Origin of the sequence: Nodularia sp. UHCC 0506, assembly GCF_034931045.1 — a bacterium.
Lineage (GTDB): Bacteria > Cyanobacteriota > Cyanobacteriia > Cyanobacteriales > Nostocaceae > Nodularia.
The window spans coordinates 12,564-30,518 of record NZ_JAYGHH010000014.1 but is presented as its reverse complement, the minus strand read 5'-3'; the positions used below and the strand labels follow the sequence as shown (position 1 = coordinate 30,518).

At 39.6% G+C, this 17,955-nt stretch carries 11 protein-coding genes; 4 read left to right on the top strand and 7 right to left on the bottom strand.

Translation table 11 applies throughout. The features are described from left to right. Positions 1 to 304: 304 nt before the first annotated feature. Positions 305 to 1,201: an MBL fold metallo-hydrolase gene (locus VB654_RS10920; RefSeq protein WP_323213742.1), complete on the bottom strand. Its 897-nt coding sequence runs from the start codon at positions 1,199 to 1,201 to the stop codon at positions 305 to 307. Between the two features lie 480 nt (positions 1,202 to 1,681). Then, positions 1,682 to 2,479: a 5'/3'-nucleotidase SurE gene (surE, locus tag VB654_RS10915; RefSeq protein WP_323213741.1), complete on the bottom strand. Its 798-nt coding sequence runs from the start codon at positions 2,477 to 2,479 to the stop codon at positions 1,682 to 1,684. A 306-nt stretch (positions 2,480 to 2,785) separates the two neighbouring features. On the opposite strand from surE, the gene pheS reads away from it, so the two are divergent. After that, complete coding sequence (gene pheS / locus VB654_RS10910) at positions 2,786 to 3,778, top strand: phenylalanine--tRNA ligase subunit alpha (RefSeq protein ID WP_323213740.1); 993 nt, start codon at positions 2,786 to 2,788, stop codon at positions 3,776 to 3,778. Positions 3,779 to 4,058: 280 nt separating this feature from the next. On the opposite strand, the gene VB654_RS10905 is transcribed toward pheS, so the two are convergent. From VB654_RS10905 to VB654_RS10895, 3 genes are all read right to left on the bottom strand, one after another. Continuing rightward, entirely contained in the window at positions 4,059 to 5,504 is a 1,446-nt protein-coding gene (locus VB654_RS10905; protein ID WP_323213739.1) for an ATP-dependent DNA helicase RecQ, read from the bottom strand. A 290-nt stretch (positions 5,505 to 5,794) separates the two neighbouring features. Beyond that, positions 5,795 to 8,020, bottom strand: coding sequence for an aminodeoxychorismate synthase component I (pabB, locus tag VB654_RS10900; RefSeq protein WP_323213738.1), 2,226 nt, complete (start codon positions 8,018 to 8,020; stop codon positions 5,795 to 5,797). A gap of 126 nt (positions 8,021 to 8,146) precedes the next feature. After that, positions 8,147 to 8,812, bottom strand: coding sequence for a pyridoxamine 5'-phosphate oxidase family protein (locus VB654_RS10895; protein ID WP_323213737.1), 666 nt, complete (start codon positions 8,810 to 8,812; stop codon positions 8,147 to 8,149). Positions 8,813 to 8,919: 107 nt separating this feature from the next. Here VB654_RS10895 and VB654_RS10890 point away from each other — a divergent pair, with 107 nt between their 5' ends. Beyond that, positions 8,920 to 10,389 (top strand): PLP-dependent aminotransferase family protein, encoded by a 1,470-nt coding sequence (locus VB654_RS10890; RefSeq protein WP_323213821.1) that lies wholly within the window; start codon positions 8,920 to 8,922, stop codon positions 10,387 to 10,389. A 112-nt stretch (positions 10,390 to 10,501) separates the two neighbouring features. After that, positions 10,502 to 12,484 carry a hypothetical protein gene (locus VB654_RS10885; protein ID WP_323213736.1) on the top strand — a complete coding sequence of 661 codons (1,983 nt, stop codon included), beginning with the start codon at positions 10,502 to 10,504 and terminating at the stop codon, positions 12,482 to 12,484. Positions 12,485 to 12,712: 228 nt separating this feature from the next. On the opposite strand, the gene VB654_RS10880 is transcribed toward VB654_RS10885, so the two are convergent. Further along, positions 12,713 to 14,317 carry a 2-isopropylmalate synthase gene (locus VB654_RS10880; RefSeq protein ID WP_323213735.1) on the bottom strand — a complete coding sequence of 535 codons (1,605 nt, stop codon included), beginning with the start codon at positions 14,315 to 14,317 and terminating at the stop codon, positions 12,713 to 12,715. A gap of 91 nt (positions 14,318 to 14,408) precedes the next feature. Then, positions 14,409 to 14,930 carry an NYN domain-containing protein gene (locus VB654_RS10875; protein ID WP_271923740.1) on the bottom strand — a complete coding sequence of 174 codons (522 nt, stop codon included), beginning with the start codon at positions 14,928 to 14,930 and terminating at the stop codon, positions 14,409 to 14,411. 717 nt (positions 14,931 to 15,647) lie between these two features. Here VB654_RS10875 and VB654_RS10870 point away from each other — a divergent pair. Further along, positions 15,648 to 17,951, top strand: coding sequence for a CHASE2 domain-containing serine/threonine-protein kinase (locus tag VB654_RS10870; protein ID WP_323213734.1), 2,304 nt, complete (start codon positions 15,648 to 15,650; stop codon positions 17,949 to 17,951). Positions 17,952 to 17,955: the final 4 nt, after the last annotated feature.

Genomic DNA, 17,955 nt, shown 5'->3' with positions numbered 1-17,955 from the left:
GATTTTAGGTTTATTTAGCCATCAGCCACAAGCTACCTTACGTTCAACCGTCTAGAATCAAAGCTTTATCTTTAAATCCTCCTCTCGGCTCCTTTAACCTCCTTCTGCAAAAAGTACTCCAAATAATTGCATTTGGTTGGTGTCTAGGCGCAAGAGCAGGGGTCTACAAGCGTTTTTGATTAGCTAATAAACCACATAGCTTATCTTCGAGTGGGTCATGGCGTATTTGTCAGGTACGCGATCGCGCTAATAGCTCTTGATCACCAATCTAATCTAAAATCTACAATTGCTTCGACTGTCACCTTCATACAGAAAACTTGCTCGCAGGAAAAGGTTCTGATAAGGGAACTGAGGTGGGAACCTCAAGCACCATTCCTTCTCGTGCCATAATTGCACCGGGAAACTTCTTAGATGCTTCTTCCCCGACACGATCCAAGAAATCATCATCGTGGGCAGGATCATGGTGATAAATTACCAGAGTTTTGACATTGGCGGCTTGGGCTACTTTCACAGCTTCTTGCCAAGTTGAATGTCCCCAGCCAATTTTCGGCGATTTTGGTGAATAGTATTCCTCATCGGTATAAGTGGAATCATAAATTAAGATATCCGCATTCCGTGATAGCCACAGGACATTTTCATCTAGTTTGTCAGAGAAATGTTCAGTATCAGTTAAATAAACAGCCGCACCACCACGCCAGTTAACTCGGTACCCCACCGACTCCCCAGGATGATTAAGTGGTGCTGTTTCTACGGTAATGTCATTGATATGTAATGGTTTCCCTGGGTTCACGTCGTGGAAGGTCAAATTTGCCTGCATGATTTGTAAGGGTACAGGAAAATTTGGGTGGAGCATCTGGTCATTCAAACGCTGTTCTATTGTGGAACCATCAGGAGCGATCGCGCCATAAATATGAAATTTATTTCCCTGCACAAACCCTGGGACGAAAAAGGGAAACCCTTGAATGTGATCCCAGTGGGAATGGGTGAAAAATATATAGCCTTCTGTGGGCATTTGGGGCAGTAAAGATTGCCCTAAAACGTGTATTCCTGTACCACAATCAAAAATTAAACGTCTACCGCCCACTTGCATCTCTACGCAAGGGGTATTGCCTCCATAACGAACAGTGTGTAGACCTGGACTAGGGATGCTCCCGCGAACGCCCCAAAATTTTACGTTAAATTGGTTCTCCATCCTGGACATGAGTATTGCTTGCTGGATTGAGCGGGCGATCAATAATAGAAATGCTATTGCTTTTCTTCAGTTTATGCTGTCTTCATATATATGGTACAGGTTATTACTTAGTAATAATTATACCCTGCTTCATATTTTTAGTGTAAACTTGGACTATATATTACAAGGCAGTCACCCCAGTGTTAGTTTTTCTGTATGTATCTTTAATATCAATATTGTTCTTACTTTATAGCTTAAATTTTGCTGTGATGCATTTAACTATGTTTACTAGTTTATTTATGGTAATACACTAGTACCGCACGGTGTAAATCAACCAACCATTTCAAGTCAATGAAAAGCCTCATAGAATTTAGCCTTTTGACTTCCGCCCTGCGGCACTAGCCCCAAATTATATGGGGAATAGAAATGGGCCAGGAGTTTCTTGGGTTTCACAACTTTTCTGCTTTTAGCAAACAATTTCGATCTCGAATACTACATGAAGGCAAGGATTTAAGGAAATTGGAATTCCCACTTAGACAATTTATCTAGTGCCGTAGCATAGGTAAGATTATATTGTAATGGCGTGATGCTAATGTAGTTGTTGCGAATAACATGGACATCAATCGGCACGTTATCAGATAAATTTAACCCTGGAGGTGGTTCCATCTCTTCCAAAACTTCTCCAGTTAACCAATAATAGGTTTTACCACGGGGGTCAACGCGTTTGTCAAAAACATCGACATAGCGCCGTATTCCTTGACGAGTAAAAGTCACTCCAGTAATTTCTTCCCACTTAACAGCCGGAACGTTGACATTCAGCAACATTAATTCTGGTAGGGGTTTGAGGGCTATTTTTTCTACTAAAGATTGGGCAAACTTAGCAGCAGGTTGAAAGTCTTTGGATGTGTGGCTGGCCAGACTTATAGCTATACTGGGTATGCCTTCGATTACACCTTCCATAGCAGCCGAGACAGTACCGGAATAAAGAATTTCAGTTCCTAAATTTGCACCTTGATTAATGCCAGATAGCACCAAATCAGGGGGAGAATCTAGCAAAGCCCACAGTGCCAATTTTACGCAGTCAGAGGGAGTGCCATCACAAGCCCAAGCATTAACGGCAGGATGAAAAACTGATTCGATCACTTCAGCGCGAATAGGTTGGTGCATGGTGAGTCCATGTCCAGTTGCGGAACGTTCCCGATCAGGGCAAACTACAGTTACATCATGGCCTGCTTCTGCCAAACAGTCAGCTAGGGTACGAATGCCCAAGGCAGAAATTCCGTCATCATTGCTAATGAGTAATTTCATGAATCAAACAATTTTGGATTTTAGATTTTAGATTTTGGATTTATCCCCCAGATTTATCTGTGGGCTTCTGGTATGAAGGAACTATGGGTCATTAGTTATTTGTGATTTTTTATGAGCCATTTGTCAATACAATTTTGCATATCTCCAGTATGAGGTAAAAAAAACACTCTTTCATGCCCAATCGCCTCGAAACTAGTAAATGCAGGTGAAGTTTTAACCTTTGCCTTTGATGAAAGTGATTGGTTAGCAAGCAGTTCAAAGTCGTAGACTAATAAGCAGTGACTCATGACCAATGACTAAGAACTAATGACTACCAATTTAGAGGCTCAACTTTTAGCACTGCGGCAGGAAGGAGAACAAGCGATCGCCGCCGCAGACACTCTAGAACGTCTAGAAGAACTCAGAATTAGCTATCTGGGGAAAAAAGGCCAACTAGGGGCGTTACTGCGAAGTATGGGGCAAATGAATGCGGAGGAACGACCAAAAATTGGAGCGATCGCCAATACAGTCAAAGAGTCCCTACAAAATAGTCTAGACCAACAACGGACTGCTCTGGAATCTGCAAAAATTCAGGCACAGTTAGAAGCGGAAACCCTAGATGTGACTATGCCGGGGATTTACAGCCCCCAAGGTCGAATTCATCCACTCAATGGGATTATTGACCGGGCGCTGGATATTTTTGTGGGCATGGGCTACACAGTAGCAGAGGGGCCAGAGATGGAAACAGATTATTATAATTTTGAGGCATTAAATACCCCGCCTGACCACCCCGCCCGTGATATGCAAGATACCTTCTACCTCCCAGATGGAAATCTCCTCCGTACACATACTTCATCCGTGCAAATTCGTTACATGGAAAAAGAGGAACCACCCATCCGGGTTGTAGCCCCAGGGCGAGTTTATCGGCGAGATAATGTTGATGCAACTCATTCGGCAGTTTTCCATCAAATCGAACTTTTAGCCATTGATGAGGGTCTAACTTTTACAGACCTCAAAGGTACTGTCAAGGTGTTTTTACAAGCCATATTTGGTGATTTACCAATTCGTTTCCGTGCCAGTTATTTCCCCTTTACAGAACCTTCTGCTGAAGTAGATTTGCAGTGGAATGGGCGCTGGTTAGAAGTAATGGGTTGCGGCATGGTTGATCCAAATGTCATGAAGTCTGTAGGTTATGACCCAGAAATTTACACTGGGTTTGCTGCTGGTTTTGGTGTAGAAAGATTTGCAATGGTATTACATCAAATTGACGATATCCGTCGCTTGTACGCCAGTGATTTGCGGTTTTTACAGCAGTTTTAATTTCTAATTCCAAAAGTAAGAGGGCTTACGCAGAAATTACGCCATAACGTTAGCGTAGCGTGCGCGCAGCGCATACCACACAGACGCAGAGGACACAGAAGAATAAGGGTTTGAGAGAGTTTTTGCGTAAGTCCTGTTAAAATAAAATACCCCGTTCACATACTACAGTGATTCGTGTAGTATATAAAATGCTTGAAATCTAAGCCTGATAAAGATTTGGTAATAGAGATCGCAAAGCTTGTAAAAAATCCGGGTTTACTATTATTTACCAGCAAAAAATCTAATCTCGACAATTATCACAATGTCCACAATGCCAGTTAGCAGCTTCTTTTTCAAAACCAAAGGCATTTAATAAAAATTGCCACCGACATTTTTTAGTATGCAAATATTGCTGCATTTGTTTAGCAGCTTGTGATTGTGTCATTGGCTGATTTTTCCCCCCTGACTCAATCATGTAATGAAACGGGTCAAGCCACTTTAATTGACCACTGCTGTGAAGTAAAGCCAAAGCTGTAGAAGCATTACGAAATTCACGGGTGACTGCATTCACTTCTCCCTGCCGAGGTAATTTTTTCACTAATTGCTGTGCTGTGCGTTGTTGCGATCGCATTTGTTCATCAAAAAACTTTTGTCTTTGCTGATCCTCTGGATCTAACCAGCCTGTAGGTTCACTGATCAAAGTTAATGCTTCTGCTGCTTTTCCATCTCGTCCCGCCCGGCCAATTTCTTGCACATATTCAGACATCAGGTGAGGTGCGTGAAAATGGATAACCCAGCGCACATCTGATTTATTTATCCCCATCCCAAAGGCACAGGTACAAACCACAAAGGGAATTTTACCACTTAACCATTTAGCTTCTACATCTCGGCGTTCTGCTGCACCCAATCCAGCATGATAACTAGCTGTGGTATAACCCATCTCTGCTAACCATGTAGCTAAATTTTCGCTATCTTTTCTAGTGCGAACATAAATTAATCCCGATTGTTTTGGTCGATTTTGAATAAATTTTAATAATTGCTGTTTTCTACTGCGTGGAGTCCAAGCTATGCGAACAGTGGGATGCAAATTTGGGCGGTAGGGATTTAATCTAAAAATGTCTGGTTGCTGTAATTGTAAAACTGTTTGAATAGTATTTTGGGCTGTGGGGTCAGCAGTAGCGGTAAAAGCAGCAATACTGATTTTTGTTCCTGGCGGTTTTGTTTTGAGTAGTGCGGGTCTAACTGCGCCTAATCTCCGGTAAGCTGGGCGAAATGTCTCTCCCCACTGTACTAAACAATGGGCTTCATCTAAGATTAAACCGTTAATTTGTAAGTTGGGATGACATAATTTTTCCCAAACTGGCGCACTTAATAAAGTTTCTGGTGATACATATAATAATCTTAATTTTTGTCTTTCTAAAGCTTGCAATGTAGTACGGCGTTGATAGGTTGGCAATTCACTATGCAAAAGTGCGGCTTTTTGTTGACGTTGAAGTAATTCTTGGACTTGATTTTCCATTAGTGCTACCAAGGGCGAAACTACTAAAGTTAATCCTGTTTGTAGCAGTGCAGGAAGTTGAAAGCAAATCGATTTTCCGCCCCCTGTAGGCATAATAATCAAGGCATCTTTTTTGGCTAATAAACTGCTGACTATTTCCCCCTGTGGTGGACGAAAATCATCGTAACCCCAAATCCTTTGAAAAGTAGTACGGACTGCTTGCCAAGATGTTTTTACAGATTGATTCATGAGCCTTTACATAAAAATAATTACCGATTTTGAATAACTAAATTTCCTTTGATTGAGATACAAGAAACTCAACCCGCAAGGGAGGAGGAGGCTATGATGTACTTCATTCAAATGCATACCGCCATAACGCAAAAAACCTTTCAAACTTTCATAACTCTGTTTCCTCTGTGTCTCTGTGGTTCGTTTATAATAATTAAATTATACAGATTTTTATGTAGATATGCCCAGCTTTTTTAAAGCTAATACATCAATATCTTATACAAAAATTTGTAATTTCAAACTGAATCAAATTAGGTTTCATAAATCTTTGCCCGCACATTTTCATGACTATCAAAAACTGCCGTATCTATTCCCTGGATATAATATTGGTCGGGGTCGAAAACCCCATGTGTTGTCATAATCATGGCATGGATCAATGCCTTTGCTTTCAGCATTGTTTCTTGAAACTCTATTTTGGGATCAGAAAGTGCCACAATACCGCCACCAACGCCAATCGAAGTTTGTTTTGGAGTCAACACAGCAGTACGAATGACAATATTCAAATCAGCTGAACCATTCAATCCCAAAAAGCCAATTGCCCCTGAATATACTCCCCGTGCTTCCTGTTCTAATCGATCAATAATCTCTATGGTTCTGAGCTTGGGAGCGCCTGTCATAGAACCACCAGGAAAGGCATTACGAATGCAGTCTGTGGCACTCATATTAGGACGTAAATGACCACGAATGGTCGTTACTAGTTGATGTACTGTAGCATAAGTTTCCACATCCATTAATTTGGGAACATGGATAGTAGCAACTTCACAAACCCGCCCCAGATCATTGCGAAGCAAATCCACAATCATCAAATTTTCAGCTTGATCTTTTTCACTGTTCCGCAATCGTTCACGCAAAATAAAATCTTCATCGGGTGTTTTTCCCCGTGGTAGCGTCCCTTTGATGGGCTTTGTTTCTACCCAACCTTGACGATCAATGTGTAGAAATCGCTCTGGAGATGAACAGGCGATCGCCATGCTTTCTTGTCTACCAGAGGCTACACCAATAGGAGACATTACCACATCACCAAAGCGCAAAAAGGCAGCATAAGGAGCAGGATTGATGCGGCGTAATGAACGATAAAACTCTAGGGGATCGGGTGTTGTGTCTGTGTAAATCTGGTTTGTTAAACAAACTTGATAAGTTTCTCCTTCGTGAATTTCTTGCAAACATTTTTCAATGTCATCAAGATAAGTTTTTTCAGAGCGACTTAATCGAAAAATCACAGGTGTCTTTTTATTTTCAGGAACAATAGGCGACAGGGGGGGGAGGTGTTCAATTTGGTGTTTGATGGATTTAAACCAAGCTTCATCTGAGGTTGTTTGTCCTGGCTGAATTAGACAAAGTAGATAGATAGTTTGCTCTTGATGATCAATTGCAATCATTCGATCAGCTAACAGGAACATGGCATCGGGTAAGGCAGAGGGATAGTTTAATTGAGATCCACATTCTGCCTTGAGTTCATAGCCAAAGTAACCCACAAACCCGCAGTTAAAATCAAAGGGTAAATCATCAGATGGGCAGTGTCGCCGTGCAATTTCCCGTTGGAGATACTCGAAAATCCCCTCTGTTCTAAAGCTGACAGTATCTGATTGTGTAATTTTGAGTTCTTGCGATCGCGTCCGATAATGAATCAAGAGACTGTTTTCACCACTGTTATCTCCCATAAAGGAAAAGCGAGAAAGACCAGGTTCAACACGACTACTATCTAGCCAAAATGCAGTTGTTGAATTGCCAAACAAATGCACAAACATCTGCTCGGTATCGAGACACAGATTCAGTTTGCGCGTACAAAGTTTAAATTCCTGTTGTTGTTTTTGGTGAGAAAAACTTGTGGGTAAAGGAGCAGTGCTGTTATTTCCTGTCCAATAGTGTTTTTTCTGACGTTTGTTGCACTTTTGGGCAAATTTTCGGGTAATGTCTTGAAAATTCTTAAACAAGGTATGTCCATGCTGAGTACAAATGGACTCTGGATGAAACTGCACACCCCATAGTGGTAAAGAGCGATGGCGTATTCCCATGATCAAGTTGTCCTCCGTCCATGCTACTTTTTCTAAACAGTCCGGTAGGTCATCTAAAACTAGTAAAGAATGGTAACGAACAACAGAGAAAGGAGAAGGTATTCCCTCAAACAAATCAGTAGCAGTATGATAAACTTCACTGAGCCGACCATGCCAAACTTCAGGCGCATGAACAACTTTTCCTCCATACCCATGAGCAAGACCTTGATGTCCAAGGCAAACGCCTAGAACTGGTACTTGTGCATTTTGAATAATTTGAAGACAGATCCCAAAATCTTGAGATTTTTCTGGACGACCAGGCCCTGGCGAAATTACAATGTTGTCAAATTCCCATTGTTTCAGTTCATTCCATACTACTTGATCGTTGCAAATTACTGTGGGGTACTCTCCATTGACTTCTGCAATTAATTGGTAAAGGTTAAAAGTATAAGAGTCGTAGTTGTCAATAATCAGGGTTTTCACGTTGCCATCTTTACCACTATATTACTCTCAAATAAACCCCACTGTTCCTAATTTCTCGGTGTTCTTTCGTCTTGGTGTGATTCATTTATTTGCCATTAAAGTTTTGAGAGATTATCCCTTTTTCTGTCAACGAGTATAGTTTTCTACCTCTACAGGTATATTAATAGTTGACGGTACACGAGAATCTGCGATCGCTTCCCCAGCCACTAATTTTAATGGCAAAACACCAGCCCACACAGGTAAAGCATAATCGGCTTCATCATCTAGGGGTGGCCCTGTTCGCACTTTGGCAGATGCTTCTGTTAGAGGTAAGGAAAGCACCAGAGTTCCCTGTATTTCCTGGCGGTGGGGTGGGCGCACATTCTCCCATCGTTTGGGCATTACATGGTCAGTAAATGCTCGCAAGGCTGCTAATTTATCAATCGGATCTTTGACGATAGTTGCTGTCCCAAATACTACTACTGAACGGTAATTCATGGAATGATGGAATGCAGAACGCGCCAGGACTAGACCATCTAATAGCGTCACAGTCAGGCAAACTTCGATACCAGTTTGGAGCGATCGCAACATCCGACTAGCTGGTGAACCATGAATATATAATTGGTCTTCTACCCGACCATAAGCAGTAGGAATCACATAAGGCTGATTATTTACCGCAAATCCTACATGACAGATTAAACCTTCATCTAAAATGTCATAGATTACCTGACGCTCATAATTTCCCCTTTGAGGTACGCGCTTAATTTGACTGCGTTGTGTAGGGATTAACTGTTCCTGATTAATTTCATTCATGATCGTTAGGGGCGCTTATTTCAACCACTGTTAGCGTAATTTCCCAAGTGGTATTAGACAAGAGCCACTTTTGTGATTTAATAGCAGTCCACTTTCATTGCTGGATTATGGATTTAGCGATCGCCTTGAATAGTAATTCCCCTCTACCTCTGTATCAGCAGCTATATCAAGAACTGCGTCAAGCCATTCTCAACGGGCGATTGTCGCCAGGAGTCCGCATTCCGTCAACGCGATCACTAGCCAAATCTTTGAGTATTTCTCGTACTACTGTGACTCAAAGCTATGAACAACTTTTGAGTGAAGGTTATTTAACCACAATTTCGGGTTCTGGAACCTTTGTTTGCGCTCAACTTCCTGATGATTTGCTGCATTCAAAACCGATAGAATCGAGCCAAACAATTACGCGTTCACCAGTTAAATTAAATCAGTATGGGATGATTTTATCTCAAACTGAAAATCTGCCGAGAATCGCCGCACCTGATACCGAGATTAACTTTCGCTACGGACAACCAGCCATAGACCAATTTCCCCTGAAGCTGTGGCGCAAATTACTATCTCGTTACTTTTACAGTAATTTGAGTTGGTTGGATTATTCTACAGAACCCTTGGGTTACAAACCTTTGCGAGAGGAGATCGCTTCTTATCTATCCCGTTCCCGTGCTGTTAAATGTGACACAGATCAAGTGCTGATTGTCAATGGGACTCAGCAAGGACTGGATTTAATTATGCGGCTATTAATTGAGCCTGGGGATATGATTGCACTGGAAGATCCAGGTTATATGAGCGCACGTTTGATTTTTCAGACTCAAGGCGCTGAACTTTTACCGATTCCTGTGGATGATTCCGGCTTGATTGTCAAAGAATTGGTTAATTATAACAGCAAACCCATTCCCCTTGTCTATGTCACACCTTCCCACCAATTCCCCACCGGAGCAATTTTGTCTTTACCTCGGCGTTTAGAACTATTAGCTTGGGCGCAACAAAACGGGGGATTGATCATTGAGGATGACTATGATAGTGAATATCGCTATGGTGACAGACCAATTCCGGCTTTACAAGGTTTAGATCGCAGTGATTCAGTGCTATATATTGGGACTTTCTCAAAAGTGCTGTTTCCCGGATTGCGGATTGGTTATTTAGTATTACCAAAGAATTTAGTGGCTATATTCGCCCGTGCTAAGTGGTTAAGCGATCGCCATTTACCAATCCTAGAACAGCAAGCACTTACAGATTTCATCACCGAAGGACATTTAGAACGTCATATTAGAAAGATGCGATCGCTTTATGAACAGCGTTGTCAAGTCCTGGTTAAAGCGTTAAATGTTCACCTGGGAGAAAGAGTAACTATTTTAGGTGAAAAAGCGGGAATCCATTTAATGGTAAAAATACATAGCCATCTCAGCGATGAAGAAATCATATATCGTGCAGCCCAAATGGGTGTAGGAATCATGTCTGCTAAATCCCAATATCTTAAACCTGATCATACAGGTGAATTTATTTTTGGCTACGGTGAATTGACAGAACAACAGCTAGCCGAAGGTATTCGGAGATTAGCTCAAATCTTTTTAATTGAATAGTTTTATGTTTAAAGATCAGGCAAACATCAAGACCAGTTTGGAGCTTTTTATTTTTCCACAATCAAGTGTTATAATGGTGTAAATAGTAACTTATTAATATTAACTAAAAGCGATGAATGATACTTTATCCAATCCACCTGAATATGTCATCATAAATCTTGATAAATTAAAACAAATATGGGCAGAAAGATGTAAAATTATTGAAAATAATGAGAAAGGAGATTATAGCCGTCATTTATTATTACTTTTAAACGATTTACGTGAAGAAATACATAATAATGAAAATCGATTTTCTAAGAATGCTTATGGTAAAAAATTCTTTAAAACCCAAATTGCGACTTACTGTACTTTTAAAAAGGAACAAATTGATGAATTAGACAAAATTAAAAGATTATGGACACAAGAAGTCAATCAAGAATTATATTTTATTGCTGAAGCTTTATCTGACGATGCCATTAAATTTCAATTAGACGATATTTCAATATTAACTCAACGTATAGAAAACAAATTAACATCAGAAGATAGCTTTGGAAAAATTATTGATATTTTACATGAAAAATTGATTGAAGAAAAATTAAATTATGATTTAATGGGATTTCTTATAGATACAATTATTATATTATTTAATGCCAAGGGAATGCTTGAATTGGATTCAACATTAGATGACCAATTTGAAAAGTTTGAAGATATATTAACATCTCCTGAAAAAGATAATTTATATCCAATGGTATCTGGATCACCATCAAAAGGTACAAAGTCTATTGATGAATACAGGGAAGATATTAAAAATTATTATCAAGGTTTAACTATTAAACAGAGGCTAAGTCTTTTAAAGGAAGTTTATCGTCGAGAACCTCAAACTTATAGAATCATTTTCAATATAACAGGTGTAAAATTTTCCGAAAATTTTACTATAGGTAAAGTTGAATTTTATCGTCCTCAAATACATGGAAAATACATAAAAGAAAATGGAATTTTAAGTAGAGATTTGGAAAGTAAATCGGATTACTGTATTGCTGTTGTTATCCGAGGTGTAGATAGTAAATTTATGAGAATTAAAGCTCAACAGATGGCTGAAAGAACGATAGCTGTTCTTTCAACACGACAAAGGAAAGACCAAGCTATCTTTTTATCAAAGGATTGGGTTATTTGTGATACCCAAGGAGAAATTCGAGGTTTTAGCTTTAAAGGGAAAGATAAACAACAAACTATTGAATCACAAAATAATCGACAAAGGCTTGGTCAGTGGATATCTTCTGAAAATATATGTCATCCAACTGTAGCAAAATGGTTATCTTCTACTGATTGGTACAGACAAGCCACTGAAGCTTCACAAAGCTCTCAAGAAATATTAAATTCATGGTTTGCTGTAGAAAAATTCTCTGAAGATTCTAAAATACTTTCTAAACGACTTCCCAAACTTTCTCAGAAATTGTCGTCGAATAATAAGATTTTTAAAGAAACTATAGATTTATGGCTTGAGGGAGATGGTATTAGAACAGTACAATTACTGCTTGTTTTGAGTGAATTAAAATTTAATTTATATAATAAACTAAGACAAGTTGCATATAGTTTTATTTCACCTTTAGTACATAATGAACTTAGAATATCTAAGTCTATAGCTCAGGATTTACAAGACTATTTATCTGCTAATAAAGATGAAATAGATATTTTAGACAAATTTATAGAAAAAATTCCTGAAATCAAGAAACAATTAGATGCCAAAGCCATAGAAACTCAAGCTTTAAATGAAGTCCATAAAATTTTTTATGACAATGATTATTGCGAAAAATACTTAATTGAAAAGATTATTGAACTCAAAGATGATGTTTATAACATTTATCGTATCCGTAATATGCTTGTTCATTCTAGTAGTACCAAAAGTAAGCTATTAGATTATTATGCAAAACGTAGCCGAGAGTATTGTCACTCTTTATTATATGCCATTGCATATAAAATATATCAGACTTCTCATGATGATGAAATTATGCCTTTAGAATTTTATTTCAGAGAAATGGTAATTGATACAAATATCGCTTTAGAAGCGGTAAAGAATAATGAAATGGATAAGTTTAGAAAATGGGCTTTATCGTAACTCAGGATGATGGTAGTTTTAACTTGAATCTAGGGTTAGTTACTTGGAATATGAATTAAATAACATCCAAATTCTGGTTTTTAGCCCCACCCCGCCTTTGACTTGCTTTAAAATCTCCCCTCTCCGCGTCGGAGAGGGGCTGGGGGTGAGGTTCTATATTTTATTAAATCAGCATTCTTAAACAAAAAAATAGGGCGGGAAAAACCCACCCTGAAACCAGATATTTGACTAGATTTTATGTGCAGTTACTTCCTCTTGCTGCTCTTGAGTTTGCAAAGATGCGTAAAGCCGATTCAACGCATTCACATAAGCTTGAGCGGAAGCAACGATGATATCTGTGTTCGCCGCATGACCAGAAAACACTCTAGAGTCATGTCGGAGTCGAATAGTTACTTCCCCTAAAGCATCAATTCCTTCTGTCACTGACTGTACAGAAAACTCAATTAACTGGTTAGGTACATTTACTAGCCGGTTAATAGCTTTGTAAACAGCATCTACTGGCCCAGTACCAATAGCAGCATCAGTCAATTCTTCACCTGCTGGGGTGCGGAGGGTGACAGTAGCAGTGGGTTGAGCATTATTACCGCAGGAAATTTGCACTAACTCGACACGGAACAAATCGGGAGCTTGTTGAATTTCATCATTCACAATAGCTTCTAAATCCCAATCGGTAATTTCTTTCTTTTTGTCGGCTACATCTTTGAATCTGACGAAGGCTTTATTTAATTCGGTTTCTGATAGTTCAAAGCCCAATTCTGTCAACCGGCTACGGAAAGCATTTCTGCCAGAATGTTTGCCCAAGACGATTTGATTGTCTGTTAAACCAATCAATTGAGCATCCATGATTTCGTAGGTGAGCTTGTTTTTCAACACCCCATCTTGGTGAATTCCAGACTCATGAGCAAAGGCGTTTGCGCCGACGATAGCTTTATTGGGTTGCACTAACATTCCCGTCAAATTAGAAACTAGGCGGGAGGTTTTATAGATTTGACGGGTGTCAATATTGGTGAGTGGTTCTTCAGAATTTTCTGGTCTTCCTAAGAAGGGATTGAAATATTGTCGCCGGACGTGCAAGGCCATGACTAATTCTTCTAAGGAGGCATTGCCGGCTCGTTCTCCAATGCCGTTGATGGTACATTCTAATTGGGTTGCACCATTTTTGACAGCTTCTAGGAAGTTGGCGACTGCTAAACCTAAATCGTTATGTCCGTGTACGGAAATAATTGCTTGATCAATGTTGGGGACATGATCTTTGATGCCCTTAATCATTGCCCCAAATTCACTGGGGGTCAAGTAACCTACTGTGTCGGGAATGTTAATTGTTGTTGCACCAACTGCGATCGCTCGCTCTAATACTTGATAAAGAAAATCTGGGTCAGAACGTGCCGCATCCATTGGCGAAAATTCCACATCTGCCATGAATGACTTAGCATAAGTTACCATTTCTTCCGCGATCGCTAACACTTCGGCGCGTGACTTCCGCAACTGATACTCTAAATGAATATCAGATGTCGAAATAAATGTGTGAATTCTGCCATGAACTGCGGGTTTTAACGCCTCGGCTGCGGCTTCAATATCGGCTTTAATAGCTCTAGCTAAACTACAAATTACCGGGCCATCCTCTGTCCCCACCAGTTGGGCAATTTTCTGAACCGCTTGAAAATCTCCCGGACTCGCAAAGGCAAAACCTGCCTCAATTACGTCTACCCCTAAACGGGATAATTGTTTAGCGATCGCCAACTTCTCATCTATATTTAAAGTGGCTCCGGGACATTGTTCTCCATCTCTGAGTGTCGTATCAAAAATGATAATCTTCTCGGCTTTGTTGGTCATTTTTCCTCTTTGTTAAGTTTTTGTTGAATCTTAAAATATCTTGAACCTTAGTTTTTTTATTTTTAAGATTTGTAAATATTTGCTAAGATTACTAACCTTCTACTTTTTCTATACTGTCTCTGATATCGTTTAAATCAATATATCTATCAGTAGCATTACGTAGCTCTCTGGCTATCATTCCCTCTGTAGATACCACTGTAATGTGCGTATTTTTTGAGCGTAATAGTTCGATAGCCCTCTCAAAATCTCCATCTCCACTGAATAGAACTACTCGATCATATTGATCTACTGTATTAAACATATCTACGACAATTTCAATATCTAAATTAGCCTTTTGGGAATAGCGACCCGATGAGTCATCATAATATTCTTTCAGAATTTTAGTTCTGACTGTATATCCTAAGCTGATGAGAGCATCTCGGAAGCCTCGCTGATCTTGAGGGTCTTTTAAGCCAGTGTACCAGAAGGCATTAATTAATGTTGTGTCTGATTGCTCGTGTTTGAAATACTCTAAGACTCGTCTTGGGTCAAAAAACCAGCCATTTTTTTGTTGAGCATAGAACATATTGTTTCCGTCTACAAAAATAGACAGACGATTCATTGGGGAACCCATAGAAAAATACACCTAACAAATAGAAAAGTAATTAGTTTGGACAATAGATTATAGCAATTCTCAAATGATAAATTTGCTAAAATCCCTATAACAGAGTTTTATGTATAGCTTTTATCTTACCTCTTATACCGCATAAAATTGGCTAAAATATTAGACTTAAGCTGTTGCGACTTAAACCTTTTGATAGCCAGCAGTTTAAGAGAGGCTTTCTGATCAAAATCTATCAATAAAATTGACTGATTAACATGATTAATAGCATTTTTAGCTATATGACTGTCAAGTTTACTTCTAAAGAGGTAAGGCATAGGTCTTGGGGTAGGATATGGATAATCAGCATCTATAAACTTTTGAGTTAATAAAAGTATCAACTTGATGATAGTAAATGCTCATTTTGTACAAAGTGTACCTGTAGCACTACAATTAACTCTAGTTGCATTGAGAAAATAAAGTCTCTCCCTATTGAAGTGCTAAGATAGTGCATTTCCTAGTCTATTTTGTAGCACAATCACAGGTTTAAACTCATTTAGAGAATAAGCTGGGCTATATTTGGGCTATATCTCTACTAAGTCGAGATTTATCACCCCAAATTTGGTAAAAAATAGAAAAGACATTACAAAAGTATAAGTTTCTCATTTAAGTTTTATTTCAATGTACTTGTAGTAAAATCAGCCCTGAATAAATAAATAAAGTAGTACGCAAATCAACTATTAACATGATATGGCAGAAGAACCTACATCTACCTTAACCAAAAAAAATGTCTCTGCTGCCAATAGAACCTCAACTAAGCCAATAAAAGTCCTGAACACAGCATCACGTCCGTGGCGAAAAATATCGCGTTTAGGTCATTTGCTGACTGGGATTTTTGCAGTGGGTGCAGCATGGCTGAGTGTCTCCGGTTGGGGTTTGGTTCAATTGATGGAGAATCAAACGCTATCCACATTTTTTCAACTGCGTGGGTCAATCATACCTCCAGAAAATATTGTGATCTTGGCAATTGATGATCAATCGATATCAATTCCCGAACAGTACTATAAAACAGATCCGCAACAGTATGCCTACTTAGAATCACTGAAGTCTTTTCCTTTTCAACGCTCGGCTTATGCTCAAATCATTGAAAAGCTAACCAAGGCTGGTGTCAGGGCGATCGCACTGGATATAGTTTTTGATTTACCCAGTAGTTACGGAACCGAGGACGATCGCCAGTTTCAAGCTGCATTGCAAAAATATGGCAGTAAAGTTACTTTAGCAGCACTTTATGAAAATTTTGAGACGCACCAAGGAACCTTTATCCAGCTGACGTTACCTCACGAAGCGTTTCAGACGGGTACGGTGTCAATGGGTACAGTTAACTTTCCGTTAGAAATAGATGGTAAAGTTCACCGATTAGCTAGGGAGTTTTCGCCTCTGGTAGCCAATGATGATTTGTCCACAGCGAATGTACCCTCCTTTGATGAAGCAGTATTAGCAACAGCACAAATCGATTATCCTCAGCCAAAAGGCGATCGCATTCATTTCTGGGGTGGTGAAGGGACATTTCAGACAATTCCCCTCTGGTATGTACTTGACCCCAACAATTGGGATACTTATTTAGAACAGGGAAAATTTTTCCAAGATAAAATCGTCCTGATTGGAGCCACTGCTAAGTTAGCCAATGATTATCATCCCGTAGCTATAATTCCCACCCCAGAAAAGATGTCAGGAGTGGAGATTCACGCCAACGCGATCGCTACTTTGATCACAGGTAAAGCGATCGCTCCAGCAATTAACAATCCCCTGCTGCGGAGTTTATTTGTCCTCATCTTAGTTAGTGGCACATCATTGATCATTACGCGCAGCAACCGTGGAACCACTAGAGTTTTTTCTAGTATTGGGTTAGCTAGTATTTGGGGCGGTGTCAGTTACTTTAGCTTTGTGTATGGTCAATTGATTTTTCCTACAGCCATTCCCATGATTGCGATCGTCTTCAGTGGCTTATCCTATTTAGGAACCGAAGTCGCCAAAGAAAAACTCAGAACCCGCCGACTCATAGACATATTTCATAGATATAAAACTTCTCCCGTAGTCCAAGAAATTATCAGCCAACAAGATGACCTGCAAGACCTACTCGACCAACGAGACTTAGCCGTATCCGGGAAAATACTAGCGGGTCGCTACAAAATTATCAAAGTTCTAGGTTCCGGCGGATTTAGCGAAACCTACATTGCCGAAGACATTCAACGACCTGGAAACCCTCATTGTGTAGTCAAACAACTAAAACCAGCCAATACTCAATCTCAAGGAATAGAACTCGCCAGACGTTTATTTAACTCAGAGGCGCAAATCTTAGAAAAATTAGGAACACACAGCCAAATTCCTCAGCTTTTGGCTTATTTTGAACAAGACGAAGAATTTTATTTAATCCAGGAATATATAATTGGGCATTGCCTTAGTCAAGAATTACAATCAAATCAAGGGATCATAGAAATTGCGGTAATCGAAATTGTCCGAGAGTTATTGCATATATTAATATTTCTTCATGAAAATGGCGTAATTCACCGAGACATTAAACCGACTAATATCATTCGACGACACTCAGACCAAAAACTTGTTTTAATTGATTTTGGTGCTGTCAAAGAAGTCACTATCACACCCCCGCAAGATTCAGAGCAAAACCCCTTCACAATTGGCATTGGAACCAAAGGTTATGCGCCGAGCGAACAGTGTTTTGGCCGTCCTCAATATAATAGTGATGTCTATGCAGTCGGGATGATAGGGATTAAAGCCTTAACTGGTATCACCCCCCACGAATTGCATCGGGATGATCAGGGAGAATTATTATGGAGCAATAAAGCATTAGCCAGCCACGCCTTCATCAGAATTTTAACAAAAATGGTAGTAGATGATACTAAAGAGCGATATTTTTCTGCATTCGAGGCTCTCAAGGACATTGACGAATTGGTAAATTCTCAAAACAGCAACTATTCTGCATCACAAAATTATTTATCTTTAGACTCATCAGAACTTCCCACCAAACTTTGGTAAAAAC